This window comes from Fluviicola taffensis DSM 16823, from assembly GCF_000194605.1.
Lineage (GTDB): Bacteria > Bacteroidota > Bacteroidia > Flavobacteriales_D > Crocinitomicaceae > Fluviicola > Fluviicola taffensis.
Map to the genome: position 1 here is coordinate 868,250 of NC_015321.1, position 19,758 is coordinate 888,007.

34 protein-coding genes are annotated in these 19,758 nt (G+C 38.4%); 1 reads left to right on the forward strand and 33 read right to left on the reverse strand.

All coding sequences use genetic code 11. The features are described 5' to 3' along the window. Positions 1–171: 171 nt before the first annotated feature. The 32 genes from rplQ to rpsL all read right to left on the reverse strand — a co-directional run bounded on the left by rplQ (position 172) and on the right by rpsL (position 17,513). Positions 172–750 carry a 50S ribosomal protein L17 gene (gene rplQ / locus FLUTA_RS03785; RefSeq protein ID WP_013685528.1) on the reverse strand — a complete coding sequence of 193 codons (579 nt, stop codon included), beginning with the start codon at positions 748–750 and terminating at the stop codon, positions 172–174. 92 nt (positions 751–842) lie between these two features. Next, complete coding sequence (locus FLUTA_RS03790; RefSeq protein WP_013685529.1) at positions 843–1,835, reverse strand: DNA-directed RNA polymerase subunit alpha; 993 nt, start codon at positions 1,833–1,835, stop codon at positions 843–845. Positions 1,836–1,930: 95 nt separating this feature from the next. After that, positions 1,931–2,542 carry a 30S ribosomal protein S4 gene (gene rpsD, locus FLUTA_RS03795; RefSeq protein ID WP_013685530.1) on the reverse strand — a complete coding sequence of 204 codons (612 nt, stop codon included), beginning with the start codon at positions 2,540–2,542 and terminating at the stop codon, positions 1,931–1,933. Positions 2,543–2,623: 81 nt separating this feature from the next. Next, on the reverse strand, positions 2,624–3,010 hold the full coding sequence (rpsK, locus tag FLUTA_RS03800; protein WP_013685531.1) for a 30S ribosomal protein S11: 387 nt from the start codon (positions 3,008–3,010) through the stop codon (positions 2,624–2,626). Positions 3,011–3,068: 58 nt separating this feature from the next. Continuing rightward, complete coding sequence (gene rpsM, locus FLUTA_RS03805; protein WP_013685532.1) at positions 3,069–3,443, reverse strand: 30S ribosomal protein S13; 375 nt, start codon at positions 3,441–3,443, stop codon at positions 3,069–3,071. Between the two features lie 2 nt (positions 3,444–3,445). Beyond that, positions 3,446–3,562 carry a 50S ribosomal protein L36 gene (gene rpmJ, locus FLUTA_RS03810; protein ID WP_013685533.1) on the reverse strand — a complete coding sequence of 39 codons (117 nt, stop codon included), beginning with the start codon at positions 3,560–3,562 and terminating at the stop codon, positions 3,446–3,448. Between the two features lie 34 nt (positions 3,563–3,596). Continuing rightward, positions 3,597–3,815, reverse strand: a complete 219-nt coding sequence (gene infA / locus FLUTA_RS03815; RefSeq protein WP_013685534.1) for a translation initiation factor IF-1 — start codon at positions 3,813–3,815, stop codon at positions 3,597–3,599. Positions 3,816–3,818: 3 nt separating this feature from the next. Then, positions 3,819–5,162 carry a preprotein translocase subunit SecY gene (secY, locus tag FLUTA_RS03820; protein WP_013685535.1) on the reverse strand — a complete coding sequence of 448 codons (1,344 nt, stop codon included), beginning with the start codon at positions 5,160–5,162 and terminating at the stop codon, positions 3,819–3,821. 23 nt (positions 5,163–5,185) lie between these two features. After that, positions 5,186–5,632, reverse strand: a complete 447-nt coding sequence (rplO, locus tag FLUTA_RS03825) for a 50S ribosomal protein L15 (protein WP_013685536.1) — start codon at positions 5,630–5,632, stop codon at positions 5,186–5,188. 20 nt (positions 5,633–5,652) lie between these two features. Continuing rightward, the gene (rpmD, locus tag FLUTA_RS03830; RefSeq protein WP_013685537.1) at positions 5,653–5,829 is read right to left on the reverse strand and encodes a 50S ribosomal protein L30; all 177 of its coding nucleotides are present in this window, start codon (positions 5,827–5,829) and stop codon (positions 5,653–5,655) included. An 11-nt stretch (positions 5,830–5,840) separates the two neighbouring features. After that, positions 5,841–6,359, reverse strand: a complete 519-nt coding sequence (gene rpsE, locus FLUTA_RS03835; protein WP_013685538.1) for a 30S ribosomal protein S5 — start codon at positions 6,357–6,359, stop codon at positions 5,841–5,843. 5 nt (positions 6,360–6,364) lie between these two features. Continuing rightward, a complete protein-coding gene (rplR, locus tag FLUTA_RS03840; RefSeq protein ID WP_013685539.1) occupies positions 6,365–6,718 on the reverse strand; it encodes a 50S ribosomal protein L18 in 354 nt (117 codons plus the stop codon). 11 nt (positions 6,719–6,729) lie between these two features. After that, a complete protein-coding gene (gene rplF / locus FLUTA_RS03845) occupies positions 6,730–7,284 on the reverse strand; it encodes a 50S ribosomal protein L6 (protein WP_013685540.1) in 555 nt (184 codons plus the stop codon). Positions 7,285–7,345: 61 nt separating this feature from the next. After that, a complete protein-coding gene (gene rpsH, locus FLUTA_RS03850) occupies positions 7,346–7,744 on the reverse strand; it encodes a 30S ribosomal protein S8 (RefSeq protein WP_013685541.1) in 399 nt (132 codons plus the stop codon). Positions 7,745–7,808: 64 nt separating this feature from the next. Then, complete coding sequence (gene rpsN / locus FLUTA_RS03855) at positions 7,809–8,078, reverse strand: 30S ribosomal protein S14 (protein ID WP_013685542.1); 270 nt, start codon at positions 8,076–8,078, stop codon at positions 7,809–7,811. A gap of 4 nt (positions 8,079–8,082) precedes the next feature. Further along, entirely contained in the window at positions 8,083–8,634 is a 552-nt protein-coding gene (gene rplE / locus FLUTA_RS03860) for a 50S ribosomal protein L5 (RefSeq protein WP_013685543.1), read from the reverse strand. Further along, positions 8,634–8,951, reverse strand: coding sequence for a 50S ribosomal protein L24 (gene rplX, locus FLUTA_RS03865; protein WP_013685544.1), 318 nt, complete (start codon positions 8,949–8,951; stop codon positions 8,634–8,636). The genes rplE and rplX overlap by 1 nt, the downstream gene beginning before the upstream one ends. 14 nt (positions 8,952–8,965) lie before the next feature. Then, positions 8,966–9,334, reverse strand: a complete 369-nt coding sequence (gene rplN / locus FLUTA_RS03870) for a 50S ribosomal protein L14 (protein ID WP_013685545.1) — start codon at positions 9,332–9,334, stop codon at positions 8,966–8,968. A 12-nt stretch (positions 9,335–9,346) separates the two neighbouring features. After that, complete coding sequence (rpsQ, locus tag FLUTA_RS03875; protein ID WP_013685546.1) at positions 9,347–9,604, reverse strand: 30S ribosomal protein S17; 258 nt, start codon at positions 9,602–9,604, stop codon at positions 9,347–9,349. 25 nt (positions 9,605–9,629) lie between these two features. Next, the gene (gene rpmC, locus FLUTA_RS03880) at positions 9,630–9,827 is read right to left on the reverse strand and encodes a 50S ribosomal protein L29 (protein WP_013685547.1); all 198 of its coding nucleotides are present in this window, start codon (positions 9,825–9,827) and stop codon (positions 9,630–9,632) included. Positions 9,828–9,834: 7 nt separating this feature from the next. Next, a complete protein-coding gene (gene rplP / locus FLUTA_RS03885; RefSeq protein ID WP_013685548.1) occupies positions 9,835–10,263 on the reverse strand; it encodes a 50S ribosomal protein L16 in 429 nt (142 codons plus the stop codon). Between the two features lie 23 nt (positions 10,264–10,286). After that, positions 10,287–11,042: a 30S ribosomal protein S3 gene (gene rpsC, locus FLUTA_RS03890; protein WP_013685549.1), complete on the reverse strand. Its 756-nt coding sequence runs from the start codon at positions 11,040–11,042 to the stop codon at positions 10,287–10,289. A 10-nt stretch (positions 11,043–11,052) separates the two neighbouring features. Then, positions 11,053–11,448 carry a 50S ribosomal protein L22 gene (rplV, locus tag FLUTA_RS03895; protein ID WP_013685550.1) on the reverse strand — a complete coding sequence of 132 codons (396 nt, stop codon included), beginning with the start codon at positions 11,446–11,448 and terminating at the stop codon, positions 11,053–11,055. A 17-nt stretch (positions 11,449–11,465) separates the two neighbouring features. Beyond that, positions 11,466–11,744: a 30S ribosomal protein S19 gene (gene rpsS / locus FLUTA_RS03900; RefSeq protein WP_013685551.1), complete on the reverse strand. Its 279-nt coding sequence runs from the start codon at positions 11,742–11,744 to the stop codon at positions 11,466–11,468. A gap of 3 nt (positions 11,745–11,747) precedes the next feature. Further along, complete coding sequence (gene rplB / locus FLUTA_RS03905) at positions 11,748–12,572, reverse strand: 50S ribosomal protein L2 (RefSeq protein ID WP_013685552.1); 825 nt, start codon at positions 12,570–12,572, stop codon at positions 11,748–11,750. 10 nt (positions 12,573–12,582) lie between these two features. Next, positions 12,583–12,876 (reverse strand): 50S ribosomal protein L23, encoded by a 294-nt coding sequence (gene rplW, locus FLUTA_RS03910; protein ID WP_013685553.1) that lies wholly within the window; start codon positions 12,874–12,876, stop codon positions 12,583–12,585. Between the two features lie 6 nt (positions 12,877–12,882). Further along, positions 12,883–13,509 (reverse strand): 50S ribosomal protein L4, encoded by a 627-nt coding sequence (gene rplD, locus FLUTA_RS03915; protein ID WP_013685554.1) that lies wholly within the window; start codon positions 13,507–13,509, stop codon positions 12,883–12,885. After that, positions 13,509–14,123, reverse strand: coding sequence for a 50S ribosomal protein L3 (gene rplC / locus FLUTA_RS03920; RefSeq protein WP_013685555.1), 615 nt, complete (start codon positions 14,121–14,123; stop codon positions 13,509–13,511). Before rplC ends, rplD begins: the two co-directional genes overlap by 1 nt. Positions 14,124–14,218: 95 nt before the next feature. Continuing rightward, positions 14,219–14,524, reverse strand: a complete 306-nt coding sequence (gene rpsJ / locus FLUTA_RS03925; protein ID WP_013685556.1) for a 30S ribosomal protein S10 — start codon at positions 14,522–14,524, stop codon at positions 14,219–14,221. A gap of 12 nt (positions 14,525–14,536) precedes the next feature. After that, positions 14,537–16,642, reverse strand: coding sequence for an elongation factor G (gene fusA / locus FLUTA_RS03930; protein ID WP_013685557.1), 2,106 nt, complete (start codon positions 16,640–16,642; stop codon positions 14,537–14,539). 3 nt (positions 16,643–16,645) lie between these two features. Further along, entirely contained in the window at positions 16,646–17,116 is a 471-nt protein-coding gene (gene rpsG, locus FLUTA_RS03935; RefSeq protein WP_013685558.1) for a 30S ribosomal protein S7, read from the reverse strand. Between the two features lie 16 nt (positions 17,117–17,132). Beyond that, positions 17,133–17,513 carry a 30S ribosomal protein S12 gene (gene rpsL, locus FLUTA_RS03940; RefSeq protein WP_013685559.1) on the reverse strand — a complete coding sequence of 127 codons (381 nt, stop codon included), beginning with the start codon at positions 17,511–17,513 and terminating at the stop codon, positions 17,133–17,135. A 224-nt stretch (positions 17,514–17,737) separates the two neighbouring features. Here rpsL and FLUTA_RS03945 point away from each other — a divergent pair, with 224 nt between their 5' ends. After that, entirely contained in the window at positions 17,738–18,736 is a 999-nt protein-coding gene (locus FLUTA_RS03945; RefSeq protein WP_013685560.1) for a transglutaminase domain-containing protein, read from the forward strand. Between the two features lie 7 nt (positions 18,737–18,743). Here the strand turns inward: FLUTA_RS03945 and FLUTA_RS03950 are convergent, their stop codons facing one another. After that, complete coding sequence (locus FLUTA_RS03950; protein WP_013685561.1) at positions 18,744–19,682, reverse strand: T9SS type A sorting domain-containing protein; 939 nt, start codon at positions 19,680–19,682, stop codon at positions 18,744–18,746. Positions 19,683–19,758: the final 76 nt, after the last annotated feature.

A 19,758-nucleotide genomic window follows, 5' to 3' on the forward strand; every position in this document is an offset into this window, starting at 1 on the left:
CTAAATTGTTTTTGCAAAATTAGAATTTCTATTCCAACTTCAAAAGTATAGTTCATAAAAAAAGGGTATCCGTTAATAACTGGACACCCTTTTATACTAATTTAAGATTGAATAAATCGTATTCTGACTGCACTAACGTTTGTCCAGTCAAATCGAAAGCAATGCTTTCTCTTACTCTTCACCTTTTTTCTCTTCTTCAGTCGAATCAGCTTCTGCTTCTGGAGCCGCTGCCTCTGGAGCAACTTCTTCCGCTTTTACTTCTTCAACAACTTCTGCTACCGCTACTTCTTCAGTTACTTCAGCAACTGGAGAATCTGCTTTTTTAGCAGTTGTCGAACCACCACGACGAGAACGACGTGTAGTTGTTTTCTTTTCACCTGATGTGTAAACTTCGTTGAAATCAACCAACTCGATTAAACACATTTCAGCATTATCTCCTAAACGGTAACCTGTTCGGATAATACGTGTGTATCCTCCTGGACGGTCAGCAATTTTTGGAGCAATTGTTCTGAAAAGCTCAGTTACAGCCTCCTTACTTTTCAAGTAAGAGAAAGTTGTACGACGATTGTGAGTTGTATCATCTTTTGATTTTGTCAAGATAGGCTCAACATAAACACGTAAAGCTTTTGCTTTAGCGATTGTAGTTGAAATACGTTTGTGTTCGATTAATGAACAAGCCATATTAGACAACATTGCAGCTCTGTGTGCAGTTTGTCTTCCTAAATGATTGAATTTTTTTCCGTGTCTCATAACATTTAATTTCGTAAGTAACGGTTAGCTAGATCTAGTATCGCATCAATCTAGCCACCTATCACGACATTATTTAAAATTTAATTGCGCTACTAGTCTTTATCTAATTTGTACTTCGCTACATTCATACCGAAGTTCAATCCTTTTGAATCAACTAAATCTTCCAACTCAGTTAATGATTTCTTACCGAAATTACGGAATTTCAAGAGATCATTTTTGTTGTAAGATACCAAATCGCCAAGTGTTTCAACGTCTGCTGCTTTCAAACAATTAAGTGCACGAACTGAAAGATCCATATCCACTAATTTTGTTTTCAACAATTGACGCATGTGCAATGATGTTTCATCAAACTCTTCTGTTTCCGATTTCACTTCACTATCTAAAGTGATGCGCTCATCTGAGAATAACATAAAGTGGTGAATCAAAATCTTTGCAGCTTCTTTCAAAGCATCTTTTGGATGAATTGAACCATCAGTAGTCAATTCTAAAACCAATTTTTCGTAATCCGTTTTTTGTTCTACACGGTAATTTTCAATCGTGTATTTTACGTTTACAATTGGAGTAAAAATTGAATCGATCGCAATCGTACCAAAAGGTGCGTTACCTGATTTATTCTCTTCTGCAGGAAGGTAACCACGTCCTTTAATGATTGTCAATTCCAACTCTAATTTAACAGAGCTTTCCATGTTACAAATCACTAAATCTGGGTTTAATACTTGAAATCCTGAAGTGAATTTACCCAAATCACCAGCTGTCAACTTATCTTGACCAGAGATAGAAACAACAACTGTTTCATTATCTGTTCCTTCGATTTGTTGTTTGAAGCGAACTTGTTTCAAATTCAACACGATTTCAGTAACATCCTCTACAACACCTTTCAAAGTTGCGAACTCATGGTCCACTCCTTCGATACGTACTGAAGAAATAGCGTACCCTTCTAATGAAGAAAGTAAAATACGACGTAATGCGTTTCCTACAGTGATACCGTATCCTGGCTCAAGCGGACGGAACTCAAATTGTCCTTTACGCTCGTCCGACTGGATCATAATTACCTTGTCAGGCTTTTGAAAATCTAAAATTGCCATTTGATATTCTTCTTTTTAATTGTTTCACAGTTGCGCGGTAAAAAGATTGAAGAAATTCTTTCAAACCCTTTGGCTGCAATTCAATGATTAATTGATTATTTAGAGTATAATTCGACGATTAATTGCTCCTTGATATTTTCAGGAATCATATCGCGAGAAGGAATGCTCAAAAACTTTCCAGATTTTGTAGCAGAATCCCAATCTAACCAATCGTAACGCTTGTTAGTTGAAGCTGTCAAAGATGAAGTAATTGCTTCTAGAGATTTTGATTTCTCACGAACACTTACTACATCACCGATACGCAATGTATAAGATGGAATGTTAACCACCTCACCATTTACAACGATGTGTTTGTGACTTACTAACTGACGAGCAGCACGACGAGAATTTGCAATACCTAAACGGTATACTGTATTGTCTAAACGCATTTCACACAATTGCAACAAGTTTTCACCTGTAATACCTTTCATGCCTGATGCTTTTTTAAACAAATTCGAGAACTGACGCTCTAAAATCCCGTAAGTGTATTTCGCTTTTTGCTTCTCACCTAATTGGATTGCGTATTCCGATTGTTTTCCTCCTCTACGTTTGTTCGGTCCGTGTTGTCCCGGTCCGTATTGTCTTTTGTCCAGCGCTTTGTCTGGTCCGAAAATTGGGTCGCGGAAACGACGAGCAATCTTCGATTTTGGTCCTGTATATCTTGCCATACTATAAAATGTAAAAAGGGGGATTATGAATTAAGGCTTTCCTTCGATAATCAATTCCCCTTTAAATTAAAATACTAATTACTAAACGCGACGTCTTTTTGGTGGACGACAACCATTGTGTGGAAGTGGAGTTACATCAATGATTTCGATTACCTCGATACCATGATTGTGAATTGCACGAATAGCTGATTCACGACCAGCACCTGGTCCTTTCACAAATACACGAACTCTACGTAATCCGAAGTCATGTGCTTCTTTTGATGCATCCTCAGCAGCAACTTGTGCAGCATAAGGAGTGTTCTTTTTAGAACCTTTGAAGCCCATTTTTCCAGCCGATGACCAAGAAATAACTTGACCAGCGTTGTTTGTCAAAGAAATAATCACATTGTTGAAGGTAGCTTGAATATGCGCTTCACCCGCTGCGTCTACTTTGACTTGTTTCTTCTTCTTTTGATTTGCTTTTGCCATTTTAAAAAAATTTAGCCGCTCTAACGTTTGCTAATATCAACCGCTAGTTCGCGGTTTCTTATTTAGTTGCTTTTTTCTTGTTAGCAACTGTTTTTCTTCTACCTTTTCTAGTACGAGAGTTGTTTTTCGTACGTTGACCTCTTAACGGAAGACCAGCACGGTGACGAATTCCACGAGTACATCCGATATCCATCAAACGTTTAATGTTCAATTGGATTTCAGAACGCAACTGTCCTTCTGTTTTAATCTCAGAAATTGCAGTACGAATCAAAGCAATTTGATCGTCATTCCAATCTTGTACTTTGATGTTCTCATCAATTCCATTATTAACTAATACTTTCTTAGCCGTGCTACGACCAATTCCGAAGATGTATGTCAAACCGATTACACCTCTCTTGTTTTTTGGTAGATCTATACCTGCGATACGTGCCATAATTACCCTTGTCTTTGTTTTAGTTTAGGATTCTTTTTGTTAATCACGTAAACTCTTCCTTTTCTCTTTACGATCTTACAATCTACAGATCGCTTTTTTACTGAAGCTCTTACTTTCATATTTTGCTGTTTTATCGGAGTTCTTTCTTACAAATTATTTGTAGCGGAAAGAAATACGTCCTTTAGTTAAATCATACGGAGACATTTCAACTTTCACACGATCCCCAGGTAAAATTTTAATGTAAAACATTCTCATTTTCCCAGAAATGTGAGCCGTAATAACGTGTCCATTTTCTAATTCGACACGAAACATTGCATTTGACAATGCTTCGATAATTGTTCCGTCTTGTTCTATTGATGCCTGTTTAGCCATAATCTAGAAACCTGATGACATTTCGTTTATACTTCTTCTACCTCTAACACGAGACCCTTCCATTAATCCATCCATATGACGGTTCAATAAATAAGACTCAATTTGTTGAAGGGTATCTAAAACTACTCCTACCATAATTAGTAATGAAGTTCCTCCGAAGAAGTATTCAAAACCTGAGGTAATGTTACAAGCATATGCTATTGAAGGTAGGATCGCAATCAAAGCCAAGAACATAGATCCGGGCAAAGTAATACGAGATACCAACGAGTCAATATACTCAGCAGTCTCATCACCAGGACGTACTCCTGGAATAAATCCTCCACTACGTTTTAAGTCATCAGCCATCTTACGAGGGTTGATCATAATTGCAGTGTAGAAATAAGTAAATACGATAATCAAAAGTGCTAACAATGCGTTGTAAGGAATACCATGAGTATCACCTAAAGCGTATTGAATAACACCACCATCTTTTTGCTGTGAGAAAATCATTACTGGAATAGTCATAATTGCCTGAGCAAAGATGATTGGCATAACACCAGAAGCATTCACCTTCAAAGGTAAATAGTTTCTAGCACCTTGCTCATCTACAGCTCTTGCACCAACTACTCGTTTTGCAGTATTCAATGGAACTTTACGTACCCCTTGAACAATCAAGATTGTTCCTAATACGATAAGCATGAATACGATGATTTCCAACACAATTTTCAATGGAAAATCTTTGTTAGCAGCCATTTCAGCTATAAATGAAGATGGAAGTCTTGATAAAATCCCTACAGTAATCAATAGAGAAATACCATTTCCAATTCCTTTATCAGTAATGCGCTCACCCAACCATACAGCAAACATTGAACCGGCAACCATACAAGACACAGCTGTTGTCCACCATAACATGGTTTGTTCAGCAGGTAATGCACCTGGAATACTAGAAGCATACAAAGAGATATAACTTGGAGCTTGAACAGCACAAATTATAATCGTCAAAATACGCGTATACGTATTGATTTGTTTTCTACCTGATTCACCTTCGTTTTGCATTTTTTGCACAGCAGGAACTGCCATACCTAATAGTTGCATGATAATCGATGCACTAATGTAAGGCATAATACCTAGCGCCATAATAGACACATTGGTAAATCCACCTCCAGAGAACATCGATAATAGAGATTCAAGTACGTTGTCGCCATTCTTTTGAGATGCATTAGCTAGAACTGCTTCAGCATTAACTCCTGGCAACATGATAAACGATCCGATACGGTATATAAGAATTAGAGAAAGCGTCAATAAGATACGCTTTCTCAATTCTTCTACTTTCCAGATGTTCTTTATGTTTTGTATAAACCGTTTCATAAAAAAAATGTCGGCAAAGTTAATTAGATTTCTGAAATACTACCACCTTGAGCTTCAATTCCTACTTTCGCAGAAGAAGAAAACTTGTGAGCACTGATTGTGACTTTAGATTTAAGTTCACCACGACCAAGGATTTTCACCAAGTCATTGCGGGAAACCAACCCATTTTCACGTAGTACTTCGATAGTAATATCAGTTATATTCTTACGTTCAACCAAAGATTGAATAGCATCCAAATTGATTGCTTTGTATTCAACTCTGTTGATATTTTTGAATCCGAATTTAGGAACACGACGTTGTAACGGCATTTGTCCCCCTTCGAACCCAATTTTCTTAGAATAACCAGAACGAGACTTCGCTCCTTTGTGACCGCGCGTAGCAGTACCACCACCACCAGAACCGTGTCCACGACCAATTCTCTTATCAGATAGAACGGATCCTTTCGCAGGTGTTAAATTATTTAAATTCATGGATAATTCGTTTTAAAGTATTAATCTACAACTTGTACCAAATGCTCAACTTTCTTGATCATGCCAAGAATTTGTGGAGTTGCTTCTTTCTCAATTACTTGGTTCAAACGGCTAAATCCTAACGCTTGAATCGTTCTTTTTTGACGAGCCGGGCGTTTGATAGCACTGCGAACTTGTTTTATTTTAATCGTTGCCATACTATTTTTTATTAACCGTTAAAAACTTTGTCCATACTAATTCCACGTTGACGTGCAACAGCTGCAGCATCGCGCATAGACGCTAATGCATTGATAGTTGCTTTAACAACGTTATGTGGATTGGATGATCCTTGAGATTTTGCCAATACGTTGTGAACACCTACAGATTCTAAAACTGCACGCATCGCACCACCAGCGATAACTCCTGTACCATTTGTAGCAGGTTTCAATAAAACTTCTGCTCCACCAAATTTTCCTTTTTGAGCGTGAGGAACTGTACCTCTTAGGATTGGAACTTTAATAAGGTTCTTTTTCGCATCATCGATTCCTTTTGTAATCGCCTCTGTTACTTCTTTCGCCTTACCAAGACCGTGACCTACGATACCGTGCTCATCCCCAACAACTACGATAGCTGAGAAACTGAATGTACGACCTCCTTTTGTTACTTTAGTCACACGGTTCACAGATACCAATTTATCTTTAAGCTCTATATCAGAGGCTTTTACTCTATTTCCTATAATTGCTGCCATGATGATTAAAATTTAAGTCCACCTTCTCTAGCTGAATCAGCTAATGATTTAACACGACCGTGGTATAAATACCCATTACGGTCAAACACTACTGATTCTACACCAGCCTTCACCGCTTTAGAAGCGATTTCTTTTCCTACAACAGCAGCCTGATCAGCTTTATTTTTCTTTTCAGCAGCTTTGTTTTTGTAAGAAGAAGCAGCGACAAGTGTTACACCTTTTGTATCATCAATCAATTGAGCATAGATTTGCTTGTTTGAACGAAATACAGATAGGCGAGGCACTAAAGTAGTACCAGAAATTTTCTTTCTGATTCTTCTTTTAATTTTTGCTCTTCTGTTTAATTTACTAAATGCCATAACTTTTAAAATTATTTTTTACCTGCAGATTTACCAGCTTTTCTTCTAATCTCTTCGCCCAAGAAGCGAATACCTTTTCCTTTATACGGCTCTGGTTTACGAAGGGAACGAATTTTGGCAGCAACCTGGCCCAAAAGTTGTTTATCGTAAGACTCCAATGTTACCAATGGCGCCTTACCCTTTTGAGTATCTGCAGATACCTTAATTTCTTTCGGAAGTTCGATCACAATCGGGTGGGAATAACCTAATGCTAACTCTAACTGTTGACCAGTTGCTGTTGCACGGTAACCTACTCCGATTACTTCTAACTCCTTTTTGAACCCTTCGGATACTCCAGCACACATATTGAACAATAACGCACGGTATAAACCATGTTTTGCTCTATGATCTGGCGCATCAGACGCGCGGATAAAAGTGATTTCAGAACCTTCAATCTGGATTGTGATACAAGAATCAATTTCTTGTGTTAGTTCTCCTTTTGAGCCTTTTACGGTAACTGTAGTACCGTTCACTTTTACTTCAACTCCACTCGGGATTGTTACTGGGGATTTACCTATCCTTGACATTACTTTTTTAATTATGGATTACGAAAGGTGAACTTCACACAATCTGCATCTCTACATTAATTTAATATACGTAGCAAAGAACTTCTCCGCCAACGTTTTCTTTTCTTGCTTCTTTGTCCGTAATTACTCCGCGAGAAGTAGAAACGATAGCAATTCCCAAACCATTCAATACACGTGGCATTTCTGTCGCGCTTGAGTACTTACGAAGACCTGGACGAGACGCACGGTCTATCTTAGTAATCGCTGGAACTTTTGTTGATTGGTTGTACTTCAATGCGATTTTAATCACACCTTGTTTGTCATCTTCTTCGAATTTGTAATTCGCGATGTAACCTTGATCAAACAAGATTGCTGTCATAGCACGCTTTGTGTTTGAACCAGGGATTTCCACTGTTTTCAAACGAGCCATACTCGCATTACGAATTCGTGTTAGAAAATCTGCAATAGGATCTGTATACATGTCCTTTTTCTTTTATTAATTACTTGGTAGAGTTTCAATCCCGATAACCTTTATCGGGAGACTTTTACCAACTTGCTTTTTTAACCCCTGGGATTTTACCAGCCAATGCCATTTCACGGAAAGTAACACGTGAAACACCAAATTGACGCATATAACCACGAGGACGACCAGTTAACCCACAACGATTGTGTACACGAACTTTCGAAGAGTTCGCAGGCAATTGTTGCAATGCATCCCAATCTCCAGCAGCTTTCAACTCAGCTCTTTTAGCTGCGTATTTAGCTACCATTTTTTCTCTCTTGCGCTCACGCGCTTTCATTGATTCCTTAGCCATTGTCTTATTTTTTGATGAATGGGAATCCGAAGGCATCAAGCAAAGCTCTTCCTTCTTCGTCACTTTCAGCAGATGTAACAAAAGTGATATCCATTCCTAAAATCTTACTTACCTTATCGATATCGATTTCAGGGAAAATGATATGCTCTTTAACTCCTAAATTGAAGTTTCCACGTCCGTCAAATCCTTTTGGATTAATTCCACGGAAGTCACGAGTACGTGGCAAAGCTACAGAAATAAAACGATCTAAAAAGTCGTACATTTTATCCCCACGCAAAGTAACTTTCGTACCAATTGGCATTCCTTTACGTAATTTAAAGTTTGAAACGTCTTTTTTAGAAATCGTAGCTACTGCTCTTTGACCAGCGATACGAGATACATCTGCGATCGCATTGTCTACAATTTTCTTGTCAGCAACTGCATCACCCAAACCTTGGCTGATAACAATTTTCTCTAACTTAGGTACACGCATAATGGTTTTGTACCCGAATTTTTCAGTAAGTGTCGGAACGATTTCCTCTCTGTACTGTTTCTTTAATCTTGGTGAATAACTCATTATTTGATCTCCTCTCCTGATTTTTTAGAATAACGAACTAACTTACCTTTAGCATCTTCCTTACGGCCGGTGCGACTAGCTTGTCCTTTGATAACCACCATTAAGTTGGAAATATGAATAGTTCCTTCTTTTTCGACGATTCCGCCTTGTGGCTCTGAAGCACTTGGTTTTGTGTGACGTTTTACAACGTTCACACCACCAACTGTAGCTCTTTCTTTGTTTCTGTCAATAGTCAATACTGTTCCTTCTTGACCTCTAGACTCACCGCTTAATACTTTAACAGTGTCGCCTACTTTGATGTGTAATTTCTTTTGCATGACTTCACTACTGATTAAAGTACTTCGGGAGCAAGTGAAACAATTTTCATGTAATTGTTTTCACGAAGCTCACGAGCTACTGGTCCAAAAATACGGGTTCCTCTCATTTCCCCCGCCTGATTCAAGATAACGCAAGCGTTATCATCGAAACGAATGTAAGAACCGTCAGGTCGGCGAACCTCCTTACGTGTTCTTACAACAACCGCCTTGGCAACCGATCCTTTTTTTACGGCTCCAGAGGGCATTGCGCTCTTAACAGCTACTACGATTTTATCTCCTACTGAAGCATAGCGACGTTTAGTACCGCCTAAAACGCGGATACATAACACCTCTTTTGCTCCGGAGTTATCCGCAACTGCAAGTCTTGATTCTTGTTGTATCATTGCAACTAATTATTATTTAGCTCTTTCTAAAATTTCTACTAACCTCCAATTCTTGTTTTTAGACAAGGGACGAGTCTCCATGATTTTAACGGTGTCACCAATGTTACAATCGTTTTTTTCATCGTGGGCTACAAATTTAGTAGTTTTTTTGACGAACTTACCATATTTCGGGTGTTTTACTTTTCTTTCTACAGAAACCACGATAGATTTTTCCATCTTATCGCTAGTAACAGTCCCAATACGTTCTTTTCTTAAATTACGCTTTTCCATTTCAAGCTTCTTTTACTTTCAAGCCTTAGGCCTGAATTTCACGTTTTCTCAATTCTGTATTCAAACGAGCAATATGCTTGCGAACGTCACGAATTTGAAGTGGATTTTCAAGTGGAGTCACTTTATGTCCTAATTTCATTTTCGCCAATCTTTCCGTTTCGCTTGACACTTGCTTTTTCAAATCATCAACTGAAAGTTTACTAATTTCTTGTCGTTGTTTCATCTGTCAATTATTTTCCTGGTACAACATAATCGTTACGAACGATGAACTTACATTTTACTGGAAGTTTTTGAGCAGCTAAACGAAGTGCTTCCTTAGCAACTTCATAGGGAACTCCGTCCGCTTCGAACATAATACGACCTGGTCTTACAACAGCCACCCAGTGACTAGGAGCACCTTTACCTTTACCCATACGTACTTCCGCAGGTTTAGAGGTGATCGGTTTGTCTGGGAAGATACGAATCCACACCTTACCTTCACGCTTCATGAATCGCGTAACTGCGATACGAGAAGCTTCAATTTGGCGTGATGTGATCCATCCCGGCTCCAATGTTTTAAGTCCAAAAGATCCGAATGCAATTGTTGATCCGCGTTGCGCTTCACCACGATTACGACCTTTTTGAACTCTTCTAAATTTGGTTCTCTTTGGAGATAACATCTTCTGAAAATTTTAATGTGTTTTTACTTCTTTTTACGGTTGTTTCCACCTTTTCCTCCAGCTGGACGACGGTTTCCTCTATCGCGATCTCCAGATGGCGCACCACCTTTTGAACCTTGAGCAGCCATTCCAACATTTGGAGAAAGATCACGACGACCATAAACTTCACCTTTGCAGATCCATACTTTGATACCAATCAAACCGTAAGTAGTTAATGCCTCACCTACTGCGTAATCGATATCAGCTCTGAACGTATGTAACGGAGTACGTCCATCTTTGTACATTTCTGAACGAGCCATTTCAGCTCCATTCAAACGACCTGAAATTTTCACTTTGATCCCTTCGGCACCCATTCTCATGGTTGAACCGATAGACATCTTGATAGCGCGACGAAATGAAATACGAGCCTCAATTTGACGAGCGATTCCATCAGCTACTAAGCGAGCATCCAATTCCGGACGTTTCACTTCGAAAATGTTGATTTGAATCTCTTTTTTCGTCAATTTTTTTAACTCTTCTTTCAATTTGTCTACTTCTTGACCACCTTTACCGATAATCACACCCGGACGAGCCGTGTTGATTGTTACAGTAACGAGCTTGAGGGTGCGCTCGATGATGATTTTCGAAATACTTGCTCTGGATAAACGGGCGTGTAAATACTTACGAATTTTATCATCTTCGATGATTTTATCTTTGTAATTATCTCCACCGTACCAGTTAGATTCCCATCCGTGGATGAAACCTAATCTATTTCCAATTGGATTTGTTTTTTGTCCCATTTTCCTTCAATTATTTTGAACCATCAACAACGATAGTCACGTGGTTTGATCTTTTACGAACTCGGTAAGCTCTACCTTGAGGAGCAGTTTGAATACGTTTCAACATACCTGCGCTACCAACTTCGATAGATTTCACCACTAATTTTTCATCTTCAATGCTTTTACCCTCGTTTTTAGTTTCCCAGTTAGCAATTGCAGAACGCAATAACTTAGATAAACTTAACGATGCGTCTTTCGCATTGTGCTGCAATATGTTTAGAGCTTTGTTTACTTCAACTCCACGTACAAGATCTGCAACTAATCTCATTTTACGAGGAGAAATAGGAGAATTGTTCAATTTCGCAAAAGCGATTGACTTATTCTCTTCTTTTATACTATCAGCTCTTAATTTCTTTCTAGCGCCCATGTCACTTGAATATTAAACTATCTTTTTTTATCCTTTTTGTTAGCACCATGCCCACGGAAGTTACGAGTTGGTGAAAACTCACCTAACTTGTGTCCAACCATGTTCTCGGTTACAAACACAGGAATAAACTTATTCCCGTTATGCACTGCAAACGTTAACCCAACAAAGTCAGGAGTAATGCAAGAAGCTCGTGACCATGTTTTGATTACTGCTTTGCTTCCGCTTGTGTGTGCTTCATCCACTCTTTTTGACAACTTATAGTGTACAAAAGGTGGTTTTTTCAACGAACGACTCATACCTTATTTTTTTCTTCTCTCGATGATAAACTTATCTGAATACTTCTTTTTCGAACGCGTTTTGTATCCTTTAGCAGGCATACCATTACGAGAACGAGGGTGACCACCGGAGTTACGTCCTTCACCACCACCCATCGGGTGATCAACTGGGTTCATCACAACACCACGTACACGTGGACGACGACCCAACCAGCGAGAACGACCAGCTTTACCAGAAACTACTAATGAATGTTCTCCATTCGATACAGCACCAATAGTTGCCATACAAGTAGTCAAAATCATACGAGTCTCACCTGAAGGTAACTTGATAATCGCAAAGCGACCATCACGAGCGTTCAATTGAGCATATGTTCCTGCTCCACGAGCAATTGCACCACCTTTTCCAGGTTGCAACTCAATGTTATGGATCACAGATCCAAGAGGAACATCGGATAAAAATAATGCGTTACCAACATTTGGAGCGGCACCAGCACCTGAAACGATTGTATCACCAACTTTCAATCCTTCTGGAGCAACGATGTAACGTTTCTCTCCATCCACATAATAAAGCAACGCGATACGCGCAGTTCTGTTTGGATCATATTCAATTGTCTTTACTACCGCTGGCACTCCGTGCTTGTCGCGTTTAAAGTCAATGATACGATACTTTTGCTTGTGTCCACCACCGATGTAACGCATGGTCATACGACCATCATTGTTACGACCACCAGACTTGCTTTTCTTCGCAACTAAGCTCTTTTCAGGAACATTCGTTGTTACTTCAGCATACGTACTGTTGATCTTGTGTCTTTGCCCTGGAGTGATAGGCTGAAATTTTCTAAGACTCATCAGTTTCTACTTAAAAATTATTAAACAAATCAATCGTTTCTCCTTCGGCAACAGTTACGATGGCTTTTTTCCATACGCGACTTTTTTGCTCAACGACACCTCTATTCGTAAATTTCGTAGAGGATTTTCCACCGCCATAAGTGAGTGTGCGTACATCCACAATGTGAACTCCGTACATCTTTTCGACAGCTCTTTTTATTTCCAATTTATTCGCCTTGCGATCAACTTCAAAAGCGAAAATACCGTTTTCATTTCCGGCAGTTGCTTTCTCTGTTATAATTGGCTTTTTGATAATAGTACTCATCATCAATTAATTTAAAATCTTTTCGATTACTTCGATTGAACTTTCTGTTAATACAACTTTCTTCGCATTCAATACATCATATGTATTAACTGAATCAGCAGATACAACTTTAACGCGTTGTAGGTTACGTGAAGACAAGTAAACATTATCGCTACCTGATCCTACGATCATCAACACCTTTTCGTTTAACAAGTTCAAGCTTGATAACATCGCTTTGAATTCTGCTGTTTTAGGTGTTGCTAGAGCTACATCCTCTAACACTAAAATTGAATCTAATTTTGCTTTATAAGCGAAAGCAGATTTACGTGCTAAACGCTTTAATTTGATATTCAATTTGAAGTGGTAGTTACGAGGGCGTGGTCCGAAAATACGTCCACCTCCTACACGTGTACCAGATTTAACACTACCAGCACGAGCACCACCCGTACCTTTTTGTTTTTTAATCTTTCTAGTAGATCCAGCTATCTCAGCTCTTTCTTTCGATTTATGCGTTCCTTGACGACGGTTCGCCAAGTGTTGCTTTACATCTAAGTAAATTGCGTGATCATTTGGCTCTATTCCAAAAATCGTGTCTGATAAGGTTACTTTTTTGGAAGTAGCCTTTCCTTTGCTATCTATTACTTTTACTTCCATTATTTCTGAATTATTACAGTTGAACCTTTAGGCCCTGGAATAGAACCCTTCACTACGATTAAATTTTTGTCAGCCAAGACACGCAATACTTCTAAGTTCTCAACGGTTACACGTTTGTTACCCATTTGTCCAGCCATGCGCATTCCTTTGAATACACGTGCAGGATACGAACAAGCACCAATTGAACCAGGAGCACGCAAACGGTTATGTTGACCGTGAGTCGATTGTCCAACACCACCAAAATTGTGACGTTTTACAACTCCTTGAAAACCTTTACCTTTAGATGTTCCAGCAATTCCAACGAATTCACCTTGTTCAAACAATTGAACATCTACTACATCTCCAAGATTAAGTCCGTCAAAACCTTTAAACTCCACCAATTTTGATTTTGGTGTCGTATTCGCTTTTTTGAAGTGGCCTTTCAATGCATTTGGAGTGTTTTTTTCTCTACGTTCTCCAAATCCTAATTGAATTGCCTCGTACCCATCTCGATCTTGTGTCTTAACCTGAGTTACTACACAAGGACCAGCTTCTATTACTGTGCATGGCGTTGCCTTACCCTCGGCACTGTAGACGCTAGTCATTCCGATTTTTTTACCAATAATTCCAGGCATACTTTACTAATTATAAATTATAAATTATTAAAGTGATGTAAATTTTTGGATTGAAGGGGACGCGATGCGTCGCGTCCCCACAACCAAAAGTTTCATCACACTTTAATTTCTACATCAACTCCTGAAGGAAGTTCTAATCTCATTAATGCATCAACAGTTTTAGACGAAGAACTGTAGATATCCAACAAACGTTTGTAAGAACACAATTCGAACTGCTCACGCGCTTTTTTGTTAACGTGTGGAGAGCGCAATACTGTGTAGATACGTTTGTGAGTTGGAAGTGGAATTGGACCACTAACTACCGCTCCTGTTGCTTTAACTGTTTTTACGATTTTCTCAGCAGACTTGTCTACCAAGTTATGATCGTATGATTTCAATTTAATTCTAATCTTTTGGCTCATTACTCGTTTGTATTAAGCGGAAACTTTTCCATTAATTTTTGCAATAACTTCTTCTGCTACGTTCTTCGGAGCCTCTGCGTAATGAGAGAATTCCATGGAAGAAGTTGCACGTCCTGAAGACAACGTACGCAATTGCGTCACATATCCAAACATTTCAGACAAAGGAACATCAGCCCTAACAACTTTTCCTCCTGCTTTGTCATCCATACCCTTCATCATACCTCTACGACGATTCAAGTCACCAACGATGTCACCCATATTCTCTTCCGGACAAATCACTTCTAATTTCATGATTGGTTCCAACAAGATTGGTTTACAGTTTTTCAATGCGTGACGGTAAGCCATTTTAGCTGCCATTTCGAACGACAATGAATCTGAATCGACAGCGTGGAATGAACCATCAACCAATTCTACTTTCATTGCTTCAACAGGGAATCCAGCTAAAACTCCGTTTTTCATAGACTCTTTAAATCCTTTCTCAACAGATGGAATAAACTCACGAGGAATGTTACCACCCTTGATTGAGTTAACGAATTCCAATCCAGTTTTTTCAGGATCTGTTTGAGGTCCGATCTTAACAGCGATGTCTGCGAATTTACCACGTCCACCTGATTGTTTTTTGTATTGCTCACGGTGATCGATAGCAACTGTGATATCCTCACGGTATGTTACCTGTGGAGCTCCTTGATTCACTTCTACCTTGAACTCACGACGCAAACGGTCTACAATAATATCCAAATGTAACTCACCCATTCCGGAGATAATTGTTTGTCCAGATTCCTCATCCGTATTTACACGGAACGTTGGATCCTCTTCAGCCAATTTATTCAATCCATTAGATAAACGGTCAGCATCTGCTTGAGTTTTAGGCTCAATTGCAATACCAATTACTGGATCTGGGAAGTTCATTGATTCCAAAATGATTGGATGTCCTTCTGCACACAAAGTATCTCCTGTACGGATATCTTTAAATCCAACAACTGCACCGATATCTCCAGCACCTAGCTCATCAATTTGATTTTGCTTGTTTGCATGCATTTGGAAGATACGAGAAATACGTTCTTTATTCTCTGAACGAGTATTGTAAACGTAAGAACCAGCTGGTAATTTACCTGAATAAGCACGAATAAAACACAAACGACCTACGAAAGGATCCGTTGCAATTTTAAATGCTAATGCAGCAAATGGAGCATCGTAAGATGGTAAACGCTCTTCTTCTTCATCTGTTTTTGGATTGATTCCAACAATAGAACCGTTATCCAATGGAGACGGAAGAATTTCCATTACCATATCCAACATTGCTTGAACACCTTTGTTTTTGAAAGATGAACCACACATCATTGGCACTACTTTTCCAGAGATTGTTGCTGCACGTAATGCATTTAAAATCTCACGCTCAGTCAATGAATTCTCATCTTCGAAGAATTTCTCCATCAAAGTCTCATCAAATTCAGCAACTGCTTCTAATAATTCACTTCTTAAACGTCTTGCTTCGTCAACGATATCTGCAGGAATTTCAACTTCTTGAAAAGTCATACCCATATCGTGCTCGTTCCATTCAATTCCTTTGAAATTGATTAAGTCAACAACTCCTCTGAAGTTATCTTCGTCACCAATATTGATTTGTAATGGCAAAGCATGGCTACCCAACATTTCTTTAACCTGTGCACACACATTTAAGAAATCAGCTCCTTGACGGTCCATTTTATTAACGAAACCAATACGAGGAACATTGTAATTGTTCGCCAAACGCCAGTTTGTTTCAGATTGAGGCTCAACACCATCAACTGCTGAAAACAAGAATACCAACCCATCTAATACACGTAACGAACGATTCACCTCAACTGTAAAGTCAACGTGTCCTGGAGTATCAATGATATTGATGTGATAATTTTGGTTTCTATATTTCCAATTTACTGTTGTCGCAGCAGAAGTAATGGTAATCCCACGCTCTTGCTCTTGCTCCATCCAGTCCATTGTAGCACCACCGTCGTGAACCTCACCAATCTTATGGTTTACACCAGAATAGTAAAGAATACGCTCAGTAGTTGTTGTTTTCCCAGCATCAATGTGAGCTGCGATACCAATATTTCTTGTGAATTTAAGATCTCTTGCCATTTCTTAGAATCTAAAATGTGAAAATGCTTTATTCGCTTCAGCCATTCTTAAAGTATCTTCTTTCTTTTTGAAAGCAGCACCTTCTTCTTTTGAAGCAGCAATAATTTCAGAGGCTAATTTACCAGCCATAGATTTCTCATTACGTTTACGAGCGTAACCAATTAACCATTTCATAGCTAATGATTGTTTACGTCCTTCACGAACAGGAGTAGGAATTTGGAAAGTAGCTCCACCAACACGACGAGAACGAACCTCCACAGATGGAGTTACGTTATCTAATGCCTTTTTGAACACTTCTAAACCTTCTTGATCCTCTAATTTTTTATCTACGATCTCTAATGCATCGTAGAAAATTTTAAATGCCAAATTCTTTTTACCAGAATACATTAAGTTGTTAACGAACTTTGTTACAACAACGTCATTAAACTTTGGATCTGGGAGTATGGCAATTTTCTTCGCTTTTCTTCTTCTCATCTCTTCAAGAGTTTAATTATTTCTTAACTTTTGGACGTTTCGTTCCATACTTAGAACGACGTTGTGAACGGCCCTCAACACCTGCAGTATCTTCCGCACCGCGAACGATGTGGTAACGAACCCCTGGTAAATCTTTAACCCTTCCACCACGAACTAACACTAAAGAGTGTTCTTGTAAGTTGTGACCTTCTCCTCCGATATAGGCATTCACCTCTTTACCGTTGGTAAGACGAACACGCGCTACTTTTCTCATAGCTGAATTCGGCTTCTTAGGTGTAGTGGTGTACACACGTACACATACTCCTTTGCGCTGCGGGCAAGAATCCAAAGCCGCTGACTTTGACTTCTTTACTACCGCAGTCCTTCCCTTTCGCACTAACTGTTGTATAGTTGGCATACAGTACTCAAATTTTGATAATTAATAAATAGTTCTTTCCCCAAAGAACACACTTTGAGGGGTGCAAAGATAGAGAGAAAATCTTAGAATGCAAGTAGTTTGGTAAAAAAGTGCTGTTTTTGAACAAATTAGTGTTGATAGCATATTTATCCTTATCAAATTAATACCTGAAGATAGTTTCGAAGATTTGACTTATTTTTGAATCTAATTATCAAAAATAACCCATGCGATTTATACTAATCTCCTTTTTAATCTTCGTCGTTCATAATTCACTCGCTTTAGATCAAGTAAATACAAAACTAAACAACTATGCCAAAGCTTGTCCTGAAAAAACATCCAGAGATTTAAAATCATTGGTGAATTATCTTTCTAAAGGAGGGAATACACAGACACAACAAGTTGAATTGTTCTGTTACTGGATAGCTGAAAACATTTCCTATGATACAGAAAGTTATGTCTCAGGGAAAACCACTGAAACAGCTAAAATTTTAGTCTCGAGAAAAGGTGTTTGTCAAAATTATGCGGAACTTTTGCAGAAAATGTGCGAATCTGTTCAAATAGAATGTCATATTGTTTCAGGTTATTCTAAAGGATATGGTTATTCAAAAAAGAAGCCTTTTCAATCTCCAGATCATGCTTGGAACATTGTCAAGGTTGATGGTAAATATCTTTTTGTTGATGCAACTTGGTCTTGTGGATATGTTGATCAGGTGAAAGGCTCACTTATGTTTTTCAAAGAACTTAAAATTGAGGAAATATTTGCTGATCCGAATTACTTTCTTATGACCCACCTTCCAGGTGATCCTAGATGGCAAATCCGAAACAATCCAATTACAATGACAAGTTTCACATCAAATGATTCTGTCAAAGACATGCTGAAACTTACGCTTCCCAACTACAATTACTTGGATAGTTTAAAAACTTATTTAGCTGCTGACAGTTTGGATCGCAGAGTAATGTCTGCAATTAGCACTTACAATTTCAATCCAATTAATGCCAACCTTACCGAAGTCGGAGATGCTTATTACAACAAGGCTTGGAAAACAAGTCAGAACACGAATGATATTAAAAACTATGAAACTGCAATTATTTGGTATGATAAGTCCATTATGATCTTTTCAAAGCTGAATAACACATACGGAGCCAAATGGATTAGCAATTCAAAAAAAGGCCTCAAATATTGCACCTATCAGATAGACATCCTTAAGAAGGATAAAAAATAGGCTTCGTTTATCTTCCCAAAAGTTGGAGAGCTTTAACAAGATGCTCTCCATTCGAATTTTCAATGTTCAAATAATAGGTTCCTTGAGGTAAATCTGACAAATCGATTTGTTGTGAAGTAACGTTCGAATCAAATTCTCTCAAAACTGAACCCAGTAGATTCACTAAGCGAATTTTATTTAATGGAATTTCAGACGACAACTCAAACATTCCTGAAGATGGATTTGGGAAAACGGATACTTTCGTTAACTCCGATTCATTTAAACTCAAGTAAGTATAATATTCACAATCTACATTTCCTGGATTATATGTTAAAGAATCGTCTTGGAAACAACGCAATTTGTAAAAAATTCCATCATTTGGAGAACTGCTGCACCAACCTGTAACTGGAAACAAAAAATGTGAAGGTGCTGAAACAAGATCCATCATTCCAAAATGAGAATTAATCAATCCTCCATATTGAATAGAATTGGAGCTTGAATCACGGGTTTGAAACAGGGTTACATTTACTCCGTTTAGAGTGCTATTATAAACTGTGTCAATTAATATATAAGAACTATCGTTGCATTCTTGATTTTGCACACCAACATCTATCAATCTTGATTGCCCCTCTGCTGCAGTAAAATCATACAAAACCTTGAACTGGTTTGCATTCCAAAACCAAACTGTATCTTGCTCAAAATAGATGAATTTGTATTCTGTATCTATTAAATGAACAAATCCCCCATTCGGATCTGTATTCATTTTAGTATGCTTATCACACTTCAATTTCTGACAAGTGTGCCCTTGAATAACTGTGTCGTTCATGGTCTCAATTCTCATTGAACCATCAATACCAGGATAAAACCAATCGTAGTGCCAAACACCGTGACCCTTTATCCAATTAGTGGATTGAGAGAAAGCCGATAAACTAAGTATTGTAAAAAGGATAAGTAAGGTTTGTTTCATAATGCAGATTTATCAGGTCAACACTTACGATGATACACTATTCAATAAAAGGTTGGAACTAAACACGGTAACAAAC

What these genes read in the sequence shown, in the direction of transcription:
- rplQ (WP_013685528.1), bottom strand. Translation starts at nt 750, where the DNA reads ATGAGACACGGAAAAAAATTCAATCATTTAGGAAGACAAACTGCACAC.
- FLUTA_RS03790 (WP_013685529.1), bottom strand. Translation starts at nt 1,835, where the DNA reads ATGGCAATTTTAGATTTTCAAAAGCCTGACAAGGTAATTATGATCCAG.
- rpsD (WP_013685530.1), bottom strand. Translation starts at nt 2,542, where the DNA reads ATGGCAAGATATACAGGACCAAAATCGAAGATTGCTCGTCGTTTCCGC.
- rpsK (WP_013685531.1), bottom strand. Translation starts at nt 3,010, where the DNA reads ATGGCAAAAGCAAATCAAAAGAAGAAGAAACAAGTCAAAGTAGACGCA.
- rpsM (WP_013685532.1), bottom strand. Translation starts at nt 3,443, where the DNA reads ATGGCACGTATCGCAGGTATAGATCTACCAAAAAACAAGAGAGGTGTA.
- rpmJ (WP_013685533.1), bottom strand. Translation starts at nt 3,562, where the DNA reads ATGAAAGTAAGAGCTTCAGTAAAAAAGCGATCTGTAGATTGTAAGATC.
- infA (WP_013685534.1), bottom strand. Translation starts at nt 3,815, where the DNA reads ATGGCTAAACAGGCATCAATAGAACAAGACGGAACAATTATCGAAGCA.
- secY (WP_013685535.1), bottom strand. Translation starts at nt 5,162, where the DNA reads ATGAAACGGTTTATACAAAACATAAAGAACATCTGGAAAGTAGAAGAA.
- rplO (WP_013685536.1), bottom strand. Translation starts at nt 5,632, where the DNA reads ATGAATTTAAATAATTTAACACCTGCGAAAGGATCCGTTCTATCTGAT.
- rpmD (WP_013685537.1), bottom strand. Translation starts at nt 5,829, where the DNA reads ATGGCAACGATTAAAATAAAACAAGTTCGCAGTGCTATCAAACGCCCG.
- rpsE (WP_013685538.1), bottom strand. Translation starts at nt 6,359, where the DNA reads ATGGCAGCAATTATAGGAAATAGAGTAAAAGCCTCTGATATAGAGCTT.
- rplR (WP_013685539.1), bottom strand. Translation starts at nt 6,718, where the DNA reads ATGGCATTTAGTAAATTAAACAGAAGAGCAAAAATTAAAAGAAGAATC.
- rplF (WP_013685540.1), bottom strand. Translation starts at nt 7,284, where the DNA reads ATGTCAAGGATAGGTAAATCCCCAGTAACAATCCCGAGTGGAGTTGAA.
- rpsH (WP_013685541.1), bottom strand. Translation starts at nt 7,744, where the DNA reads ATGTATACAGATCCTATTGCAGATTTTCTAACACGAATTCGTAATGCG.
- rpsN (WP_013685542.1), bottom strand. Translation starts at nt 8,078, where the DNA reads ATGGCTAAGGAATCAATGAAAGCGCGTGAGCGCAAGAGAGAAAAAATG.
- rplE (WP_013685543.1), bottom strand. Translation starts at nt 8,634, where the DNA reads ATGAGTTATTCACCAAGATTAAAGAAACAGTACAGAGAGGAAATCGTT.
- rplX (WP_013685544.1), bottom strand. Translation starts at nt 8,951, where the DNA reads ATGCAAAAGAAATTACACATCAAAGTAGGCGACACTGTTAAAGTATTA.
- rplN (WP_013685545.1), bottom strand. Translation starts at nt 9,334, where the DNA reads ATGATACAACAAGAATCAAGACTTGCAGTTGCGGATAACTCCGGAGCA.
- rpsQ (WP_013685546.1), bottom strand. Translation starts at nt 9,604, where the DNA reads ATGGAAAAGCGTAATTTAAGAAAAGAACGTATTGGGACTGTTACTAGC.
- rpmC (WP_013685547.1), bottom strand. Translation starts at nt 9,827, where the DNA reads ATGAAACAACGACAAGAAATTAGTAAACTTTCAGTTGATGATTTGAAA.
- rplP (WP_013685548.1), bottom strand. Translation starts at nt 10,263, where the DNA reads ATGTTATCTCCAAAGAGAACCAAATTTAGAAGAGTTCAAAAAGGTCGT.
- rpsC (WP_013685549.1), bottom strand. Translation starts at nt 11,042, where the DNA reads ATGGGACAAAAAACAAATCCAATTGGAAATAGATTAGGTTTCATCCAC.
- rplV (WP_013685550.1), bottom strand. Translation starts at nt 11,448, where the DNA reads ATGGGCGCTAGAAAGAAATTAAGAGCTGATAGTATAAAAGAAGAGAAT.
- rpsS (WP_013685551.1), bottom strand. Translation starts at nt 11,744, where the DNA reads ATGAGTCGTTCGTTGAAAAAACCACCTTTTGTACACTATAAGTTGTCA.
- rplB (WP_013685552.1), bottom strand. Translation starts at nt 12,572, where the DNA reads ATGAGTCTTAGAAAATTTCAGCCTATCACTCCAGGGCAAAGACACAAG.
- rplW (WP_013685553.1), bottom strand. Translation starts at nt 12,876, where the DNA reads ATGAGTACTATTATCAAAAAGCCAATTATAACAGAGAAAGCAACTGCC.
- rplD (WP_013685554.1), bottom strand. Translation starts at nt 13,509, where the DNA reads ATGGAAGTAAAAGTAATAGATAGCAAAGGAAAGGCTACTTCCAAAAAA.
- rplC (WP_013685555.1), bottom strand. Translation starts at nt 14,123, where the DNA reads ATGCCTGGAATTATTGGTAAAAAAATCGGAATGACTAGCGTCTACAGT.
- rpsJ (WP_013685556.1), bottom strand. Translation starts at nt 14,524, where the DNA reads ATGAGCCAAAAGATTAGAATTAAATTGAAATCATACGATCATAACTTG.
- fusA (WP_013685557.1), bottom strand. Translation starts at nt 16,642, where the DNA reads ATGGCAAGAGATCTTAAATTCACAAGAAATATTGGTATCGCAGCTCAC.
- rpsG (WP_013685558.1), bottom strand. Translation starts at nt 17,116, where the DNA reads ATGAGAAGAAGAAAAGCGAAGAAAATTGCCATACTCCCAGATCCAAAG.
- rpsL (WP_013685559.1), bottom strand. Translation starts at nt 17,513, where the DNA reads ATGCCAACTATACAACAGTTAGTGCGAAAGGGAAGGACTGCGGTAGTA.
- FLUTA_RS03945 (WP_013685560.1), top strand. Translation starts at nt 17,738, where the DNA reads ATGCGATTTATACTAATCTCCTTTTTAATCTTCGTCGTTCATAATTCA.
- FLUTA_RS03950 (WP_013685561.1), bottom strand. Translation starts at nt 19,682, where the DNA reads ATGAAACAAACCTTACTTATCCTTTTTACAATACTTAGTTTATCGGCT.